The organism is Pseudomonas sp. B21-009, assembly GCF_024749345.1.
Classification (GTDB): Bacteria; Pseudomonadota; Gammaproteobacteria; order Pseudomonadales; family Pseudomonadaceae; genus Aquipseudomonas.
Genome location: NZ_CP087199.1, coordinates 2,402,997 through 2,420,281, shown reverse-complemented (window position 1 = coordinate 2,420,281; position 17,285 = coordinate 2,402,997). Strand labels below are relative to the sequence as shown.

General features: G+C 63.4%; 18 protein-coding genes and 1 pseudogene. 9 read left to right on the top strand and 10 right to left on the bottom strand.

Translation table 11 applies throughout. The features are described 5' to 3' along the window. Nucleotides 1–26: 26 nt before the first annotated feature. Entirely contained in the window at nt 27–1,409 is a 1,383-nt protein-coding gene (gene abaF, locus LOY34_RS11240; protein WP_195883798.1) for a fosfomycin efflux MFS transporter AbaF, read from the top strand. Between the two features lie 26 nt (nt 1,410–1,435). Beyond that, a complete protein-coding gene (locus tag LOY34_RS11235; protein WP_258664810.1) occupies nt 1,436–3,016 on the top strand; it encodes an aldehyde dehydrogenase (NADP(+)) in 1,581 nt (526 codons plus the stop codon). A gap of 9 nt (nt 3,017–3,025) precedes the next feature. Here the strand turns inward: LOY34_RS11235 and LOY34_RS11230 are convergent, their stop codons facing one another. The 10 genes and pseudogenes from LOY34_RS11230 to LOY34_RS11185 all read right to left on the bottom strand — a co-directional run bounded on the left by LOY34_RS11230 (nt 3,026) and on the right by LOY34_RS11185 (nt 11,655). Beyond that, complete coding sequence (locus LOY34_RS11230; protein ID WP_195883796.1) at nt 3,026–4,033, bottom strand: Ldh family oxidoreductase; 1,008 nt, start codon at nt 4,031–4,033, stop codon at nt 3,026–3,028. Between the two features lie 96 nt (nt 4,034–4,129). Next, nucleotides 4,130–4,222, bottom strand: a pseudogene (locus LOY34_RS11225) (DUF1330 domain-containing protein); the annotation flags it as partial. 48 nt (nt 4,223–4,270) lie between these two features. Next, the gene (locus LOY34_RS11220; RefSeq protein ID WP_045196737.1) at nt 4,271–4,459 is read right to left on the bottom strand and encodes a hypothetical protein; all 189 of its coding nucleotides are present in this window, start codon (nt 4,457–4,459) and stop codon (nt 4,271–4,273) included. A 240-nt stretch (nt 4,460–4,699) separates the two neighbouring features. Further along, on the bottom strand, nt 4,700–6,262 hold the full coding sequence (gene ahpF, locus LOY34_RS11215) for an alkyl hydroperoxide reductase subunit F (RefSeq protein ID WP_093383925.1): 1,563 nt from the start codon (nt 6,260–6,262) through the stop codon (nt 4,700–4,702). Nucleotides 6,263–6,383: 121 nt separating this feature from the next. Beyond that, a complete protein-coding gene (gene ahpC / locus LOY34_RS11210) occupies nt 6,384–6,947 on the bottom strand; it encodes an alkyl hydroperoxide reductase subunit C (protein WP_010223911.1) in 564 nt (187 codons plus the stop codon). A 206-nt stretch (nt 6,948–7,153) separates the two neighbouring features. Beyond that, nucleotides 7,154–8,509 (bottom strand): glutathione-disulfide reductase, encoded by a 1,356-nt coding sequence (gene gorA, locus LOY34_RS11205; protein ID WP_045196735.1) that lies wholly within the window; start codon nt 8,507–8,509, stop codon nt 7,154–7,156. A gap of 89 nt (nt 8,510–8,598) precedes the next feature. Further along, entirely contained in the window at nt 8,599–9,438 is an 840-nt protein-coding gene (galU, locus tag LOY34_RS11200; protein ID WP_045196734.1) for a UTP--glucose-1-phosphate uridylyltransferase GalU, read from the bottom strand. 181 nt (nt 9,439–9,619) lie between these two features. Continuing rightward, nucleotides 9,620–10,525 (bottom strand): c-type cytochrome, encoded by a 906-nt coding sequence (locus LOY34_RS11195; protein ID WP_045196733.1) that lies wholly within the window; start codon nt 10,523–10,525, stop codon nt 9,620–9,622. Beyond that, nucleotides 10,522–11,172 carry a cytochrome c gene (locus LOY34_RS11190; RefSeq protein ID WP_195883794.1) on the bottom strand — a complete coding sequence of 217 codons (651 nt, stop codon included), beginning with the start codon at nt 11,170–11,172 and terminating at the stop codon, nt 10,522–10,524. Before LOY34_RS11190 ends, LOY34_RS11195 begins: the two co-directional genes overlap by 4 nt. A 132-nt stretch (nt 11,173–11,304) precedes the next feature. After that, complete coding sequence (locus LOY34_RS11185) at nt 11,305–11,655, bottom strand: hypothetical protein (protein ID WP_195883793.1); 351 nt, start codon at nt 11,653–11,655, stop codon at nt 11,305–11,307. Between the two features lie 158 nt (nt 11,656–11,813). On the opposite strand from LOY34_RS11185, the gene LOY34_RS11180 reads away from it, so the two are divergent. From LOY34_RS11180 to LOY34_RS11150, 7 genes are all read left to right on the top strand, one after another. Beyond that, the gene (locus tag LOY34_RS11180) at nt 11,814–12,116 is read left to right on the top strand and encodes a DUF1883 domain-containing protein (protein ID WP_038995738.1); all 303 of its coding nucleotides are present in this window, start codon (nt 11,814–11,816) and stop codon (nt 12,114–12,116) included. Between the two features lie 4 nt (nt 12,117–12,120). Continuing rightward, nucleotides 12,121–12,291 (top strand): hypothetical protein, encoded by a 171-nt coding sequence (locus LOY34_RS11175; RefSeq protein WP_093383944.1) that lies wholly within the window; start codon nt 12,121–12,123, stop codon nt 12,289–12,291. Nucleotides 12,292–12,320: 29 nt separating this feature from the next. After that, nucleotides 12,321–13,394 (top strand): nitronate monooxygenase family protein, encoded by a 1,074-nt coding sequence (locus LOY34_RS11170; protein ID WP_258664802.1) that lies wholly within the window; start codon nt 12,321–12,323, stop codon nt 13,392–13,394. 82 nt (nt 13,395–13,476) lie between these two features. Further along, the gene (gene modA, locus LOY34_RS11165; RefSeq protein ID WP_195883791.1) at nt 13,477–14,235 is read left to right on the top strand and encodes a molybdate ABC transporter substrate-binding protein; all 759 of its coding nucleotides are present in this window, start codon (nt 13,477–13,479) and stop codon (nt 14,233–14,235) included. After that, nucleotides 14,235–14,915 (top strand): molybdate ABC transporter permease subunit, encoded by a 681-nt coding sequence (gene modB / locus LOY34_RS11160; RefSeq protein ID WP_195883790.1) that lies wholly within the window; start codon nt 14,235–14,237, stop codon nt 14,913–14,915. The genes modA and modB overlap by 1 nt, the downstream gene beginning before the upstream one ends. A 2-nt stretch (nt 14,916–14,917) precedes the next feature. Then, nucleotides 14,918–16,006: a molybdenum ABC transporter ATP-binding protein gene (gene modC, locus LOY34_RS11155; protein ID WP_045196718.1), complete on the top strand. Its 1,089-nt coding sequence runs from the start codon at nt 14,918–14,920 to the stop codon at nt 16,004–16,006. 42 nt (nt 16,007–16,048) lie between these two features. Next, nucleotides 16,049–17,062, top strand: coding sequence for a DNA topoisomerase IB (locus LOY34_RS11150; protein ID WP_195883789.1), 1,014 nt, complete (start codon nt 16,049–16,051; stop codon nt 17,060–17,062). Nucleotides 17,063–17,285 lie beyond the last annotated feature (223 nt).

The window sequence follows — 17,285 nt, the reverse complement described above, 5'->3', positions numbered from 1 at the left end:
TTTGCGCCCATACAGGAAACGCCAGCATGTCCAGTCACCCCTCCAGCGCAACCAGCCCTTCGGGCTTGAAACGGGTCGTCGCCGCGGCCATGGCCGGCACCGTCGCCGAATGGTATGAATTCTTCCTTTACGGCACCGCCTCGGCACTGGTCTTCGGCCAGTTGTTCTTCCGCCAGACCGACAGCCCCGTCGACGGCATCATCGCCGCCTTCGCCCTCTATGCCGTAGGCTTTCTCGCTCGCCCCCTGGGCGGTTTGGTATTCGGTCACTACGGTGACAAATTCGGCCGCAAGCGCTTGCTGCAACTGAGCCTGGTGGTAGTCGGCATCACCACCTTCCTGATGGGTTGCCTGCCGGGCTTCGACACTATCGGCTATGCCGCGCCGATGTTGCTGGTGCTGCTGCGGCTGATCCAGGGTTTTGCCTTCGGCGGCGAATGGGGTGGCGCGATTTTGCTGGTGTCCGAGCACTGCCCGGACAACCGTCGCGGCTTCTGGGCCAGTTGGCCGCAAGCCGGGGTGCCGGCCGGTAATCTAGTGGCGACGGTGGCCTTGCTGCTGTTGTCGAGCAACCTCTCGGAAGAACAGTTCCTGGCCTGGGGCTGGCGCGTGGCGTTCTGGTTCTCGGCGGTGGTGGTACTGATCGGTTACTGGATCCGCACCAGCGTCGACGACGCACCAATCTTCAAAGAGGCCCAGGCGCGCCAGGCACAGAAAGCCGAGCAGCAACTGGGCGTGGTCGAGGTGTTGCGCCATCACTGGCGCGCGGTGCTGGTAGGCATCGGCGCCCGCTTTGCCGAGAACATCCTCTACTACACCGTGGTGACCTTCTCGATCACCTACCTCAAGCTTGTAGTGCACAAGGACACCTCGCAGATCCTCTTGCTGATGTTCGGCGCGCACCTGCTGCATTTTTTCATGATCCCGCTGATGGGCTACCTGTCCGACCTGGTCGGGCGCAAGCCGGTGTACCTGACCGGCGCGGTGCTCACCGCCTTCTGGGGCTTCGTCGGCTTCCCGCTGATGGACACCGGCAACAACTGGCTGATCATGGCCGCAATTACCCTGGGCCTGGCCATCGAGTCGATGACCTACGCGCCCTACTCGGCGCTGATGGCCGAGCTGTTCCCCACCCATGTGCGCTACACCGCGCTGTCGCTGTGCTACCAGGTGGCGCCGATTTTCGCCGGATCCCTGGCGCCGCTGATCGCCATCAGTTTGCTCAATGAGTTCCACAGCTCGACGCCGATTGCCTGGTACCTGGTTGGCGCTGCGCTGATCTCGATTGTCGCTGTTGGCCTGACCCGCGAGACCCGCGGCAAGTCGCTGCACCAGGTAGACGCCGAAGCTGCCGCACGCATCGCCGCCGGGCAAGCGGCGCCAGTTCGCCCGGGCAGTTCGCTGGCCTGACCCCACCTTTTTTTCAGGAGTAATCCATGGCGGATATCATCGGCCACAACTACATTGGCGGCGCGCGCAGCGCCGCTGGCAGCCTCACCCTGCAGAGCCATGACGCAACCAGCGGCGAGGCCCTGCCCTATCGGTTCCACCAGGCCACCGGCGCAGAAGTGCATGCCGCTGCCCAGGCGGCGGCCGAGGCCTACCCGGTGTTTCGCAGTTTGTCGCCGGAGCGACGGGCGCAGTTTCTTGAGGCCATTGCCGCGCAACTGGAGGCCCTGGGGGATGATTTCATCACCCTGGTGACCGGCGAAACCGCGCTACCCGCCGCGCGGATCCTCGGCGAGCGCGGGCGCACTTGCGGGCAGATGCGCCTGTTCGCCCAGGTGCTGCGCCGCGGTGACTTTCTCGGCGCACGCATCGACCGCGACCAGCCCGATCGCCAACCGCTACCCCGCGCCGACCTGCGCCAGTACCGCCTGGGCGTCGGCCCGGTCGCGGTGTTTGGCGCCAGCAACTTCCCCCTGGCTTTCTCCACCGCCGGCGGCGACACCGCCGCGGCCCTGGCCGCCGGCTGCCCGGTGGTGTTCAAGGCCCACAGCGGCCACATGGCCACCGCTGAGCGGGTGGCCGATGCGATCATCCGTGCGGCCGAACAGACCGGCATGCCCAAGGGCGTGTTCAACATGATCTACGGCGCCGGCGTCGGCGAAGCGCTGGTCAAGCATCCGGCGATCCAGGCGGTGGGTTTTACCGGCTCACTCAAGGGCGGCCGTGCGCTGTGCGACATGGCGGCGGCACGGGCACAACCGATCCCGGTGTTCGCCGAAATGAGCAGCATCAACCCGGTGCTGGTACTGCCCCAGGCCCTGAACCTGCACAGCGAGCAGATCGCCCGCGAACTAGCGGCCTCGGTGGTGCTCGGCTGCGGGCAGTTCTGTACCAACCCGGGGCTGGTGATCGGCCTGCGCTCGCCGGCATTCAGTGCATTTACCGAACAACTGGCCGCGCAACTGGCCGCGCAACCGGCACAGACCATGCTCAACGCCGGCACCCTCGCCAGCTACCGCAAGGGCGTCGAGGCGCTGCTCGCTCACCCTGGCATCAGCCACCTGGCCGGGCAGCCGCAACAGGGCAAGCAGGCGCAGGCGCAGCTGTTCAAGGCCGATGTCAGCCTGTTGCTCGAAGGCGATGCGCTGTTGCAGGAAGAGGTGTTCGGGCCGGCCACGGTGCTGGTCGAGGTGGCCGACAGCACGCAGTTGCAGCAAGCATTGCACGGCCTGCACGGTCAGCTCACCGCTACCCTGATCGCCGAAGCTGAAGATCTGCAAAGCCACGCTGAACTGCTACCGCTGCTGGAGCAGAAGGTCGGCCGGGTACTGTTCAACGGCTACCCGACCGGCGTCGAAGTCTGTGATGCAATGGTGCACGGCGGCCCCTACCCGGCCACCTCCGATGCCCGCGGGACGTCGGTGGGCAGCCTGGCCATCGAGCGCTTCCTGCGCCCGGTGTGCTACCAGAACTGCCCGGATGCGCTGCTACCGCCCGCGTTGCAGAACGCCAACCCGCTGGGCATCGCACGCCTGGTCGACGGCCAGAGCAGCCGCACCGCCCTGTAAGGGCGGGTTTCAGACCAGCAGCGCCCTGAGATCGTTGTACAGGGCCTGCGGGATTTCCACCCCTTCCACCAGGCTGCGCGCCCGTGCTGTATAGCGGCGCGCAGACGGCAGCCGCGCGCCCTGCCCCTCGATGCTCTCGAATACCACCTCGGCCCGTGCCAGGTGCTGATCGGCGGCGTCACCCAAAAACCTGCGCGGGTCCAGGGCAATCAGCAACTCACCATGATAAGGCGAGGATTTGCTGCCGTCGGCATGGGCCAGTGATTCGGCACTGGTCAGGTCGCCGATCAACGGCCCGGCGATCAGTTCGACCATCGCTGCCAGCGCCGAGCCCTTGTGCCCGCCGAAAGTGAGCATGGCGCCACGGTCCAGCACCACGTTGGGGTCGGTGCTGGGCTGACCGTGCTCATCCACGCCCCAGCCTTCGGGAATCGCCTTGCCGGCACGCCGATGCAGCTCGATGTCGCCACGGGCAATGGCGCTGGTAGCGAAGTCAAAGACATACGGATGCGTGCCCGCCCTCGGCCAGCCGAAGGCGATGGGGTTGGTGCCGAACACCGGCCGATGGCCACCGGCAGGCGCCACCCAGGCATGGCTGGGGGTGAATGCCAGGGCCACCAGGCCGGCCTCGGCCAACTGCTCGATCTCGACCCACAAGGCCGAAAAGTGCACACAGCGGTTGATCGCCAGGGCGGCGATGCCGTTGCGTTGGGCCTTGGCTTGCAACAACGGCAAGCCGGCCTGGAATGCCAGCTGAGAGAAGCCGCCGCCGGCATCCACGCGCACGATCGACGGCGCCTGGTCGATGACTTCGGGGCGGGCATCGGCAACCACTTTGCCGGCCTTGAGCGAGCCGACGCAGCCCAGCACCCGGTACAGGCCATGGGAGGCGCAGCCATCGCGCTCGCCGGCGACGATGGTATCGCTCACCGCCCGGGCATGGTCGGCGTCAAAGCCGTTGTGCAAAAGGATCGAAAAGGCCAGCGAATGGGCTTCGGACAGGGTCAGGCGGATCATGGTCATCTCCTTGGGCTGACTGTCCAGCCTGCCTCAAGCCCGCTGCGCCGACTTGATCGCTTTAGCCCCCGGTGATGACGATCTCGGCATAGCGGGGAAGGCTGCAAGGGCCGCCAGTGCCCGCTGGATATACTGCTGATACCGCTCAGGGTCGCTGACCTCGACAGGGGCAATCCAGCAGGCCTTCAATGCATGCTCCCGCCCCAGGTAGATTTGTATTACGGCATACCCTATAGCTTACTCCTCAGCCTCGGGAAAGTTGCGGCAGCTTTTGCGCTCGGCCAGTTCCTGGTCGGTAGGTCGCTGCTCGACGAACACGGCGCGGCCATCCTTGTAGATCTCCAGATACCCCCATTCCAGATCCTGCTCCCGCTGACCAGGCTTGGGCGGATTGCGCCACCAGGGCTCGCGACTGATCAATTGCATGGCAATGGCTCCCGCTGAAACACACTACTTCACTATAGACACTGGACCACGAGCGCTCTGGCTCGGCCATCGGCGCCCGCACACCGATGCCGGGTGATAGCCGGTAGCTTGCAGACTCTTGTCAAAGCGCCGCTGGAATGGCCGGTGTTCCCGACACCGGGCTGGCGCATTGAAACCATCACGGGGCAAGCCCGCTCCTACCTGGTCTGTAGGAGCGGGCTTGCCCCGCGATAAGGCCGGTCAGGCTGGCGCCGAGGTGCGAATCAGGTGATCGAAGGCCGCCAACGAAGCCTTGGCGCCCTCGCCCACGGCAATCACGATCTGCTTGTATGGCACGGTGGTCACGTCACCGGCGGCGAACACGCCCGGCAGGTTGGTCTGGCCGCGGGCATCGACGATGATCTCGCCGCGCGGGGTCAGCTCGACCGTGCCTTTGAGCCAGTCGGTGTTGGGCAGCAGGCCGATCTGCACGAAGATCCCTTCCAGCGCCAGGTCATGCAGCTCATCGCTGTTGCGGTCCTTGTAGCGCAGGCCGTTGACCTTCTCGCCATCACCAAGCACCTCGGTGGTCAGCGCACTGGTGATCACCTTGACGTTCGGCAAGCTGTGCAGCTTGCGCTGCAGCACGGCGTCGGCACGCAACTGGCTGTCGAACTCGATCAGGGTCACCTGGGCAACGATACCGGCCAGGTCGATAGCCGCTTCCACACCCGAGTTGCCGCCACCGATCACCGCCACGCGCTTGCCCTTGAACAGCGGGCCATCGCAGTGCGGGCAGTAGGCAACGCCGCGGCTGCGGTATTGCTGCTCGCCGGGTACGTTCATTTCGCGCCAGCGTGCACCGGTGGCGAGGATCACAGTCTTGGCCTTGAGCGAGGCACCACTGGCCAGGCGCACTTCGTGCAGGCCGCCGTCGGTGGCCGGAATCAAGGCTTCACCGCGCTGCAGGTTGATGATATCGACGTCGTACTGCTTGACGTGTTCTTCCAGGGCCATGGCCAGCTTCGGTCCTTCGGTTTCCTGCACCGAGATGAAGTTCTCGATGGCCATGGTGTCGAGTACCTGGCCGCCGAAGCGCTCGGCGGCAACGCCGGTGCGAATGCCTTTGCGCGCGGCATAGATCGCCGCGGCGGCGCCCGCCGGGCCGCCACCGACCACCAGCACGTCAAAGGCATCCTTGGCGTTGATCTTCTCGGCCTGACGCTCGCCGGCGCTGGTGTCGAGCTTGGCGAGGATTTCTTCCAGGCCCATGCGGCCCTGGCCAAACACTTCGCCGTTGAGGTAGACGCTGGGCACGGCCATGACCTTGCGGCGCTCGACTTCGGCCTGGAACAGCGCACCGTCGATGGCGACGTGGCGAATGTTGGGGTTGAGCACCGCCATCAGGTTCAGCGCCTGGACCACGTCCGGGCAGTTCTGGCACGACAGCGAGAAGTAGGTTTCAAAGTTGAACTCACCCTTGAGCGCGCTGATCTGCTCGATCACCTCCAGGCTGGCCTTGGACGGATGACCGCCGACCTGCAGCAGGGCGAGCACAAGCGAGGTGAACTCGTGGCCCATGGGGATGCCGGCAAAGCGCAGGCTGATGTCAGCGCCAGGGCGATTGAGCGAGAACGACGGGCGACGGGCGTCGCTGCCATCTTCACGCAGGGTAATCAGGTTCGACAGGCCGGCGATTTCCACCAGCAGGTCGCGCAGTTCGCGGGACTTCGCGCCGTCATCGAGGGAAGCAACGATCTCGATCGGCTGAGTGACCCGTTCCAGGTAGGCTTTCAACTGAGTTTTAAGCGTGGCGTCCAACATACGGGCGATTCCTTTTTCAAACGGTAGAAATAACAACGCCCGGGCGAAAGCGCCCGGGCGTTTTGCGGGGCGGTGACAACGTCAGGTGCGGTAGACCACCGCCCTCGGCTGGCTCACGGTCTTAGATCTTGCCGACCAGGTCCAGCGATGGCGCCAGGGTAGCTTCGCCTTCTTTCCACTTGGCCGGGCAGACTTCGCCTGGGTGGGCGGCAACGTACTGGGCAGCCTTGACCTTGCGCAGCAGCTCGCTGGCGTCACGGCCGACACCACCGTCGTTGAGTTCGACGATCTTGATCTGGCCTTCTGGGTTGATCACGAAGGTGCCACGGTCAGCGATGCCGGCTTCTTCGATCAGCACGTCGAAGTTGCGCGAGATGACGTGGGTCGGGTCACCGATCAGCGGGTACTGGATCTTGCCGATGGTGTCCGAAGTGTCGTGCCAGGCTTTGTGGGTGAAGTGGGTATCGGTGGACACGCCGTAGATTTCCACGCCCAGGTCTTTGAACTGCGCGTAGTTGTCGGCCAGGTCGCCCAGCTCGGTCGGGCAGACGAAGGTGAAGTCGGCCGGGTAGAAGAACACCACCGACCATTTGCCTTTCAGATCGGCATCCGAGACTTCGACAAACTTGCCCTGGTGGTAAGCGGTAGCTTTGAACGGTTTGACCTGGCTGTTGATGATAGGCATGAGTGACGCTCCTTCAGGGGGTTGAAAAAACTGATGGGAGAATCGTAGCCAATGCATTGGATTAATGCTCATTGGCAAAGCTCATGTTGTTGATTGGTTTTGGCTATAAGGCGGGGCTATTAATAGAGGGTTTGAAGCTATCGCGGGGCAAGCCCGCTCCTACCGGCCAGTAGGAGCGGGCTTGCCCCGCGATTGGAGTACGCCGTTTAACGCGATGGCGTACGCAAGGTGACGAACTCTTCCGCCGCCGTAGGATGCACGCCAATGGTCTCGTCGAACTGCTGCTTGGTCGCCCCGGCCTTGAGGGCAATGCCCAGGCCCTGGATGATTTCGCCGGCGTCCGGGCCGACCATATGGCAACCCAGCACGCGGTCGGTGTCGGCATCGACCACCAGCTTCATCAGGGTCTTTTCCTGCACCTCGGTGAGGGTCAGCTTCATCGGCCGGAAGCGGCTTTCGAAGATCTGCACCTTGTGGCCCTGCTCCAGCGCCTGTTCTTCAGTCAGGCCAACGGTACCGATCGGTGGCTGGCTGAACACGGCGGTAGGGATGTTCTGGTAATCCACCGGGCGGTACTGTTCGGGCTTGAACAGGCGCCGGGCCACAGCCATGCCTTCGGCCAGGGCCACCGGGGTCAGTTGCACACGGCCGATCACATCGCCAATCGCCAGGATCGACGGCGCGGTGGTCTGGTACAGGTCGTCGACGCGGATAAAACCACGCGGGTCGAGTTCGACGCCGGTGTTTTCCAGGCCCAGGTTGTCGAGCATCGGTCGCCGGCCAGTGGCATAGAATACGCAGTCGGCCACCAGTTCGCGACCATCCTTGAGGGTAGCCTTGAGGCTGCCGTCGTCCTGGCGCTCGATACGCTGGATATCGCTGTTGAACTGCAGGTCCATACCGCGTTTTTCCAGCTCCTCCTTGAGGTGCTCGCGCACACTGCCATCAAAGCCGCGCAGGAACAGATCGCCACGGTACAGCAGCGAGGTTTTTGCCCCCAGGCCCTGGAAGATCCCGGCAAATTCCACGGCGATGTAACCGCCGCCAACCACCAGCACGCGCTTGGGCAGGTCTTTGAGGTAGAACGCCTCGTTGGAGCTGATCGCCAGCTCCTTGCCCGGAATATCCGGGATCTGCGGCCAGCCGCCAGTGGCAATGAGGATGTGCTCGGCGCTGTAGCGCTGGCCATCGACTTCCACCTCATGGGCACCCGTCAGTTTGGCGTGGCCTTCCAGCAAGGTCACGCCGCTGTTGACCAGCAGGTTGCGGTAGATACCGTTGAGCCGCTCGATTTCGCGGTTCTTGTTGGCGATCAACTGGCCCCAGTCGAACTGGGCATCTTCCAGCGACCAGCCAAAGCCTGCGGCTTGCTCGAAGTCATCGGCAAAATGCGCGCCGTAGACCAGCAGCTTTTTCGGCACGCAGCCGACGTTGACACAGGTACCACCCAGGTAGCGGCTTTCGGCAACCGCCACTTTTGCACCGAAGCCTGCGGCAAAGCGCGCAGCGCGCACACCGCCAGACCCGGCACCAATCACGAACAGATCAAAATCGTAGGTCATCTCGAGGGTCTCAAGCTGCAAGTATCAAGCTACAAGCTACAAGAAAAAGCCACCCGAAGGTGGCTTTATCAAACCGCTAGCTACCAGGCTCAGTACGCTTTGCCGGTTTTGTAGAAGTTCTCGAAGCAGAAGTTGGTCGCTTCGATGTAGCCTTCGGCACCACCGCAGTCGAAACGCTTGCCCTTGAACTTGTAGGCAATAACGCAGCCGTCCTGGGCCTGCTTCATCAGGGCGTCGGTGATCTGGATTTCACCGCCTTTGCCCGGCTCGGTTTCTTCGATCAGTTTGAAGATGTCCGGGGTCATGATGTAGCGGCCGATGATCGCCAGGTTCGACGGAGCATCTTCAGGCTTTGGCTTCTCGACCATGTTGCGCACGCGGTACAGGTCGTCACCGATCAGGTCGCCGGCGATCACACCGTATTTGCTGGTTTCCTGCGGGTCGACTTCCATGATGGCAACGATGGTGCAGCGGTACTGTTTGTACAGCTTGACCATCTGCTTGAGCACGCTGTCGCCTTCGAGGTTGACGCACAGGTCGTCCGCCAGTACCACGGCGAACGGTTCGTCGCCGATCAGCGGGCGGCCGGTGAGGATCGCGTGGCCCAGGCCTTTCATTTCGGTCTGGCGGGTGTACGAGAACGAACACTCGTCGAGCAGACGACGGATGCCGACCAGGTATTTTTCCTTGTCGGTGCCCTTGATCTGGTTTTCCAGCTCATAGCTGATGTCGAAGTGGTCTTCCAGGGCGCGCTTGCCACGACCGGTGACGATGGCAATTTCGTTCAATCCAGCTTCCAGCGCTTCTTCAACGCCGTACTGGATCAGTGGCTTGTTCACCACCGGCAGCATTTCCTTGGGCATGGCTTTGGTAGCGGGCAGGAAGCGAGTGCCGTAACCGGCTGCCGGGAACAAGCATTTCTTGATCATATACGTCCTTAACAAGGGCTTTGCGTACGAAATTCGGCGCAGTCTAATCAGGCGGCGGTCACCTTACAATGCCCCACCACGCTGGCCGATGCCATCATAGATGAAATCCCGGGGGGGATAGTTCCCCGGGAGCATAAATAATGCGCCGGTAGCTGACCACCGGCAGTTAAACAGCCGATGCCTACATGCCCTGCCCGACCAGCACCCCGTCGACCTTCTGGCCATAGAGGTTGACGCCGTCATTGGCGTGGAACTTCAGCCGGGTCTTCTCGATCGAGCCGTCGACCAGGCGCGGGTCCTGCGGCCGTTCGTGGCGGTTGATGTAAGCGGCCACGTCCCAGGCCTGCTGGTCGCTCAGGCTGCCGGGCTTGCCCAAGGGCATATTGTGCTTGATGAAGGACGCGGCGGTATTGATCCGGTGCATGCCGGCGCCCCAGTTGTAGGAGTCCTTGCCCCACAACGGCGGCATCACGTAGTTGCCGGCTACCTTCTGCCCTTCGCCACTGGCGCCGTGGCAAATGGAGCACTGGGCCTGGTACACCTGTTCCCCGCGTTTGAAGTCGTAACCTTGCGCCGATTGCGCCACCTCCGGGTAGCCGCGGCCAGCACTCTCGACGCCAATCGGCGCCTTGCTCGCCAGCCAGTAGGCATAGACCGACAAGGCTGTCATCTGCGGGCTGTCGGCCGCCGGTGGCTTGCCGTTCATGCTGAACTGAAAGCAGCCCTGGATGCGCTCGGCGAAGGTGTTGACCTTGTCGTTTTTCTTGCGATAGGCCGGGTACATGGGATACGCGCCCCACAGCGGCGCCGAGTTGCCCAGGCGGCCCTGGTCGAGGTGACAGTTGCTGCAGTTAAGGCCGTTGCCGACGTTGTCAGGCATCAGCCGACGTGTGTCGACAAACAAGGCGTAGCCATCGCGGACCATCTTGCCGTAGGCGTTGTCGGGCAGTTCGCTTTCTGCCGGCGGGGTAAAGCCAGGCGCGGCAGCCGGCGGGGTCTTGAGTTGCGACTGGTCTTCCATGGCAATCGGCGCTGCATGGACACTGCCAAAGGCCAGGGTCAGGGCAGCGAGAATCATCGGCTTCATGGCTTGACCTCCGGGCTGACAGGGTTGGCGAAGTAGTTGGCCACGGCCTTTATTTCGTCATCGGTCATGGCCTTGGCCACCCCGACCATCAACTGGTTGGGGTCGTTGATGCGGCTGCCGTCGCGCCAGGCGTTGAGCTGGGCAACCAGATAGGTGGCCGGTTGATGGGCCAGTGGCGGAAAATGCTCACCAACACCGGCGCCACCAGGGCCGTGGCACTGCACACAGCCGGGGATCTTGCGGTTCCAGTCGCCGTACAGCGCCAGTTTCTGCACCGGGTCGGCAGCCATCTGCTGGCGGTGGATATCGCTGGCAGGCTCGCTGGGAATGGCCGCCAGGGTGGTGGTCACCGCCTGGATTTCCTCGGCGCTGAGGGCCTTGGCCAGCGGCTCCATGATCGGGTGCTTGCGGCTGCCGTTCTGAAAGTCGTGCAGTTGCTTGCTCAGGTACGCCGCAGGCAGGCCGGCCAGGCGCGGAAAGCCGGCAGGCGCAATGCCCTTGGCGTCGGCGCCATGGCAACCCAGGCAGGCCATGGCGGCCGGGTTCTGGCCACCCTGGGTGAAGATTTTCTGGCCATCGACGGCATGTGCGGCAGGCAATGAAAACAGCAGCAGGCTGCTGATCAGGATGCGATCCAGTGGGATCATCACGGACTCCATTTTCTTGTTATAAGCTTAGGCTTAATAAGTATAAGCCTATGAATAGTAGGCCTATACGCCGCAAGCTACAACGCAGAAAGATGGCTAGATGCCAGCTGAATCGATTAGCCGAAAAAGGATTTAGCCCGAGATACAGCGCGTTGCTGCCGTTTTCACATCACCCAGGCGCAGCGGGAAGTTGTTCAGGCGCTCATACAGCTTGATGCTGCTGCCGCTACCGCGCTTGTCGATATCCACCAGCGCCGCCGGGCCGCCGCCGACCTTTTGCGGCACCACCAGGCGCAGACCGTCGTGGCGTTCTTCCACGGTCAGTTGCCCGCGCGACTCGGACAATTGCTGCTGCACGCAGTCCGCGTATTCCTGGGGTTTCTTGCCAGAAATCACATTGAGGGTTTCCGGGCTGTGCTCCAGCTCCGACACACTCACACAGCCACCCAGCGTTACTGCCAACGCTGCTACGACCCACTTCATCAAGCACACCTCCACCACGGAAAAAGAATAAGACCTCGCGCAGACCATTTTGCTCCCTTGATTGGCAGTTTTATCCTGGGCCTGGCACGAAGGCCGACAGTGTAACCGACATCATGGTATCGTTTTGATTTGCTGACAGATCCAATGCGGAGTGCAACATGAAATTCGTACACCAGCGCGAGCACCTCAACGAGGATGACATCGTGGTCATTCATTGCTCCCAGCGCTGCAATATCCGCCTGATGAACGACGCCAACTTCCGCAGCTTCAAGAACGGCGGCCGTCACACCTACCACGGCGGCGCCTTTGTCGACTTCCCGGCGAAGATCACCGTGCCCAGCACCGGCTTCTGGAACATCACCATCGACACCGTCGGCCCGCGCGCCCTGTCGGCAGTGACCAAGCCAACCTTTACCCATACCATCAAGTTCATTCGCCGTTCGTCGTCGAAGCTGAGATAAGCCCATGAGCCAGACCACCAAGTTCGTGATCAAGTACAAGATCGATGGCGAGCAACGATTCGACTTCGCCCAGATGATCAGCGATGCGCCCGAGCACGTGCAGGCAGCGCTGCAACAATTGCACGGCGAAGACGCCAAGAAAATCACTGATATCAAGGTGAGCAAAGCGCTGTAACACCCTCCTCAGCACAAGGAACCCCAGGCATGCGCCAATGGCCGGACACCCGTCTCCTCGATCTGCTCGGCATCGAGCTGCCGATCCTTCAGGCGCCAATGGCCGGCTCCACCGGCTCGGCCATGGCCATTGCCGTAAGCAACGCCGGCGGCCTGGGTTCGCTGCCATGTGCCACCTTGAGCCTGGATCAGATCCGCGCCGAGCTGCAGGCCTTCAGCGAGGCCAGCAACGGCCCGCTCAACCTCAACTTCTTCTGCCACCAGCCGCCGCAGCCGGACCCTGAGCGCGATGCGGCCTGGAAGCAGGCGCTCAAGCCGTATTACCTGGAGCTGGGCGCCGACTTCGATGCGCCCACACCGGTGTCCAACCGCGCGCCCTTCGACGACGCCAGCTGCCAGCTGGTCGAGCACTTCAAGCCGGCCGTGGTCAGCTTCCACTTCGGCCTGCCCGAAGCCAGCCTGCTCAAGCGGGTCAAGGCCACGGGGGCCAAGGTACTGTCCAGCGCCACCACCGTGGATGAAGCGTTGTGGCTGAAAGATCACGGCTGCGACGCGATCATCGCCATGGGCTATGAAGCCGGTGGCCACCGCGGGATGTTCCTCAGCAGCAACCTCACTACCCAGGTCGGCACCCTGGCGCTGGTGCCGCAGATTGTCGATGCTGTGAAGGTGCCGGTGATTGCCGCGGGCGGCATTGGCGACCACCGCGGCATCGTCGCCGCCCTGGCCCTGGGCGCTTCGGCGGTGCAACTGGGCACCGCTTACCTGTTCTGCCCCGAGGCCAAGGTCTCGGCGGCTCATCGCCAGGCGCTGCACAGCGCCAAGGAAAGCGACACGGCGTTGACCAACCTGTTCACCGGGCGACCGGCGCGTGGTATCAACACGCGCATCATGCGCGAGCTGGGGCCGATGAGCGAGCTGGCACCGCGCTTTCCCCTGGCCGGCGGTGCGCTGATGCCGCTGCGGGCCATCAGCGAGCCAAAGGGCAACAGCGATTTCAGCAACCTCTGGGCAGGCCAGGCGCTGCGTCTGGGCCAGGCTCTGGCGGCCGGTGAACTGACCCGCACACTGGCACAAAACGCCCTCGCCCAGCTCAAACGCTGAAGCAGTACTTCCCGTTGGTCGGGTATTCGCTATATATTCACCTATATAACGAATACCCCCTCAGCCTGTGGAGCTGTTTTTCATGAGTAAGTGCGCACCTCGTTTTGCCCTGGCCGCCCTGGCCACCTTCATGACCTTCAACAGCGCCTGGGCCGATGAGGTACAGGTAGCCGTCGCCGCCAACTTCACCGCGCCGATCCAGGCGATTGCCAAGGACTTCGAGAAGGACACCGGCCACAAGCTGGTGGCCGCCTACGGCGCCACCGGCCAGTTCTACGCGCAGATCAAGAACGGCGCACCGTTCGAAGTGTTCCTTGCCGCCGACGACAGCACCCCGGAAAAGCTCGAGAACGAAGGCGACACCGTCAAGGGCTCACGCTTCACCTACGCCATTGGCACCCTGGCACTGTGGTCGGCCAAGGACGGCTATGTCGATGGCAAGGGTGATGTGCTGAAAAAGAATGAGTTCAAGCACCTGTCGATCGCCAACCCGAAAGCTGCGCCCTACGGCCTGGCCGCTACCCAGGTACTGAGCAAGCTGCAGCTGACCGAAGCGACCAAGGGCAAGATCGTCGAAGGCCAGAACATTACCCAGGCGTACCAGTTCGTCTCCACCGGCAATGCCGAACTGGGCTTTGTCGCCCTGTCGCAGATCTACAAGGACGGCAAGGTCAGCAGCGGCTCGGCCTGGATCGTGCCGTCCAACCTGCACGAGCCGATCAAGCAGGACGCGGTGATTCTCAACAAAGGCAAGGACAACGCCGCGGCCAAAGCCCTGGTTGAATACCTCAAGGGCCCGAAAGCCGCAGCCGTGATCAAATCCTACGGTTACGAAATCTGATGCCACTGGATTCCAGCGACCTCGGCGCCATCTGGCTGACCTTCAAACTGGCCAGCCTGACCACGCTGATATTGTTGCTGATTGGTACCCCCATCGCCTGGTGGCTGGCGCGCACGCGCTCATGGCTGCGCGGGCCGGTGGGCGCGGTGGTGGCCCTGCCGCTGGTGCTGCCACCGACGGTGATCGGCTTTTACCTGTTGCTGGCTTTGGGGCCCAACGGCTGGATCGGCCAGACCACCCAGGCGCTGGGGCTGGGCACCGTGGTGTTCAGCTTCAGCGGCCTGGTGATCGGTTCGGTGGTGTATTCGATGCCCTTCGTCGTACAGCCGCTGCAAAACGCCTTCAGCGCCATCGGTGAACGCCCGCTGGAAGTGGCCGCGACCCTGCGTGCCAGCCCCTGGGACACCTTCGTCCATGTGGTATTGCCCCTGGCCCGGCCAGGCTTTATCACTGCCAGCATCCTCGGCTTTGCCCATACCGTCGGTGAGTTCGGCGTGGTGCTGATGATCGGCGGCAATATTCCCGACAAGACCCGGGTGGTCTCGGTGCAGATCTTCGACCACGTCGAAGCCATGGAGTACCTGCAGGCCCACTGGCTGGCCGGGGCCATGCTGGTATTCTCTTTCCTCGTGCTGCTGGCGCTGTACTCCAGCCGCCGGGGCAAATCGGCCTGGAGCTGAGCATGGCGGCGATGATTCACGCCCGATTGAAACTGGACCGCGGCGACTTCAGCCTGGATGTCGACCTGCAACTGCCCGGGCGCGGCATCAGTGCGCTGTTCGGCCATTCAGGCTCCGGCAAGACCACCTGCCTGCGCTGCCTGGCCGGGCTGGAACGGGCCCCCGAAGCCTACATCGAGGTCAATGGCGAGATCTGGCAGGACTCGCGCCGCGAACATTTCATTGCCCCGCACCAGCGCCCGATCGGCTATGTATTCCAGGAGGCCAGCCTGTTCGCGCACCTGTCGGTGCGCGCCAACCTGACCTTCGGCTACAAGCGCATCCCCACCCAGCAGCGCAAGGTCAGCCTCGAGCAGGCCTGCGAACTGCTCGGCATCGAGCACCTGCTACAGCGCAAGCCAGCCACCCTGTCCGGCGGCGAAGCCCAGCGCGTGGGCATTGCCCGGGCGCTGCTGAGCAGCCCGCAACTGCTGTTGATGGACGAGCCGCTGGCAGCCCTCGACGGCCCGCGCAAGCGCGAGATCCTGCCCTACCTCGAGCGCCTGCACAGCGAGCTGGAGATTCCGCTGGTCTACGTCAGCCACGCCCAGGATGAAGTGGCACGGCTGGCCGATCACCTGGTGCTGCTTGAGCAGGGCAAGGTCCAGGCCAGCGGGCCGATTGCCGCCACCCTCGCGCGCCTCGACCTGCCGCTGGCCCAGGGCGACGACGCCGGGGTGATCATCGAAGGCCAGGTCAGCGCCTACAGCAGCGACTATCAGTTGCTCAGCCTGCAACTGCCGCACAGCCACCTGCAATTGCGCGTGGCCCACGAACCGCTGGCCGTGGGCATGCCGCTGCGCTTGAAGGTGCAGGCGCGGGACGTCAGCCTGAGCCTTGGCGCCGACCAGCAATCGAGCATCCTCAATCGCCTGCCGGTGACCGTCAGCGGCCATCGCCCGGCCGACAACAGTGCCCACGTGCTGGTCAGCCTGGACGCCGCCGGCACCACCTTGCTGGCGCGCATCACCCGCTACTCCGCCGACCAGCTGCAGCTGCACGCCGGCCAGTCGCTGTGGGCACAGATAAAGTCGGTGGCACTGTTGGGTTGAGCGTGCGGTCCATAGTACAAACCCCGCAACCGGACCTGCGCCATGCCCGACACCGCCCTGCCCGCCGCCTTGCATTATGTCGATGACAGCCAGCCAGGCCTGCGGCGCAAAAGCCTGCGCGGCAAGTTCGCCTACTTCGATGGGCAAGGCGGGCGGGTCAAAGACCCGGCCACCCTCGCGCGGATCAAGGCCCTGGTGATCCCCCCGGCCTACACCGATGTGTGGATCTGCGCCGACCCGCAAGGCCACCTGCAGGCTACCGGCCGTGATGCCCGCGGGCGCAAGCAGTACCGCTACCATGCCGACTGGCGCAGTTACCGCGACAGCCACAAGTACGCGCGCATGCTGGACTTTGCCAGCCTGCTGCCCAAGCTGCGCCGGCAACTGGACAGCCACCTGGCGCGGCCGGGGCTTGATCGGCAAAAGGTCATGGCCCTGGTGGTGAGCCTGCTCGACAGCACCTTGATCCGCATCGGCAACCGCCAGTACGCCCGCGACAACAAGTCTTACGGGCTGACCACCCTGCGCACCCGTCACGTCAAGGTCGACGGTAGCGCCATCCGCTTTCAGTTTCGCGGCAAGAGCGGTATCGAGCATCAGGTGACGGTGAAGAACCGGCGCCTGGCCAACCTGATCAAACGCTGCATGGACCTGCCCGGCCAGGACCTGTTCCAGTACCAGGATGACCAGGGCCAGCGCCACAGCGTCGGTTCGGCCGACGTCAACGCCTACCTGCAGGAGCTGACCGGCAGCGACTTCACCGCCAAGGATTACCGCACCTGGGCCGGCAGCGCCCTGGCCCTGAGCCTGTTGCGCCAGCTTGAATGGCAACCGGAGCAGGAGGCCAAACGTCAGATCGTCGAGACCGTCAGGCAGGTCGCCAGCCGCCTGGGCAACACCCCGGCGGTGTGCCGGCGCTGCTACATCCACCCGGCGCTGTTCGAGCATTTCACCCTCGGCGAGCTGGCCAAGCTGCCACGGGCGCGCACGCGCAAGGGGCTGGAGGCCGAGGAAGTGGCCCTGGCGCTGTTTCTGCAAAACCTGGCGGCCCCTTGAAAAGCCATTCAGCGAAACCCACCTTGGGTATCATGCAGAGAAATTTCCCATATTCCTTCAACCCCCCTATGCTTGCGGGTACGGGCAGCACTCGCTGCTTCGGAGTGCTCATCCAGCCAATCGGCACCTGCGACTAAAGACTCACTACAGAATCTGTGTTCGGGGGAATTAATATCCGCCGAAAGCGTCTTTAATGAAGGGAAAGAGGGATGCACCCCTGTGT

Excerpts from the sequence above, each read along its gene's own strand:
- LOY34_RS11235 (WP_258664810.1), top strand. The coding sequence starts at position 1,436 with ATGGCGGATATCATCGGCCACAACTACATTGGCGGCGCGCGCAGCGCC.
- LOY34_RS11220 (WP_045196737.1), bottom strand. The coding sequence starts at position 4,459 with ATGCAATTGATCAGTCGCGAGCCCTGGTGGCGCAATCCGCCCAAGCCT.
- gorA (WP_045196735.1), bottom strand. The coding sequence starts at position 8,509 with ATGACCTACGATTTTGATCTGTTCGTGATTGGTGCCGGGTCTGGCGGT.
- LOY34_RS11185 (WP_195883793.1), bottom strand. The coding sequence starts at position 11,655 with ATGAAGTGGGTCGTAGCAGCGTTGGCAGTAACGCTGGGTGGCTGTGTG.
- ahpC (WP_010223911.1), bottom strand. The coding sequence starts at position 6,947 with ATGCCTATCATCAACAGCCAGGTCAAACCGTTCAAAGCTACCGCTTAC.
- LOY34_RS11190 (WP_195883794.1), bottom strand. The coding sequence starts at position 11,172 with ATGATCCCACTGGATCGCATCCTGATCAGCAGCCTGCTGCTGTTTTCA.
- abaF (WP_195883798.1), top strand. The coding sequence starts at position 27 with ATGTCCAGTCACCCCTCCAGCGCAACCAGCCCTTCGGGCTTGAAACGG.
- modC (WP_045196718.1), top strand. The coding sequence starts at position 14,918 with ATGGCGGCGATGATTCACGCCCGATTGAAACTGGACCGCGGCGACTTC.
- LOY34_RS11170 (WP_258664802.1), top strand. The coding sequence starts at position 12,321 with ATGCGCCAATGGCCGGACACCCGTCTCCTCGATCTGCTCGGCATCGAG.
- LOY34_RS11180 (WP_038995738.1), top strand. The coding sequence starts at position 11,814 with ATGAAATTCGTACACCAGCGCGAGCACCTCAACGAGGATGACATCGTG.
- LOY34_RS11175 (WP_093383944.1), top strand. The coding sequence starts at position 12,121 with ATGAGCCAGACCACCAAGTTCGTGATCAAGTACAAGATCGATGGCGAG.
- modA (WP_195883791.1), top strand. The coding sequence starts at position 13,477 with ATGAGTAAGTGCGCACCTCGTTTTGCCCTGGCCGCCCTGGCCACCTTC.
- galU (WP_045196734.1), bottom strand. The coding sequence starts at position 9,438 with ATGATCAAGAAATGCTTGTTCCCGGCAGCCGGTTACGGCACTCGCTTC.
- LOY34_RS11195 (WP_045196733.1), bottom strand. The coding sequence starts at position 10,525 with ATGAAGCCGATGATTCTCGCTGCCCTGACCCTGGCCTTTGGCAGTGTC.
- LOY34_RS11150 (WP_195883789.1), top strand. The coding sequence starts at position 16,049 with ATGCCCGACACCGCCCTGCCCGCCGCCTTGCATTATGTCGATGACAGC.
- modB (WP_195883790.1), top strand. The coding sequence starts at position 14,235 with ATGCCACTGGATTCCAGCGACCTCGGCGCCATCTGGCTGACCTTCAAA.
- LOY34_RS11230 (WP_195883796.1), bottom strand. The coding sequence starts at position 4,033 with ATGATCCGCCTGACCCTGTCCGAAGCCCATTCGCTGGCCTTTTCGATC.
- ahpF (WP_093383925.1), bottom strand. The coding sequence starts at position 6,262 with ATGTTGGACGCCACGCTTAAAACTCAGTTGAAAGCCTACCTGGAACGG.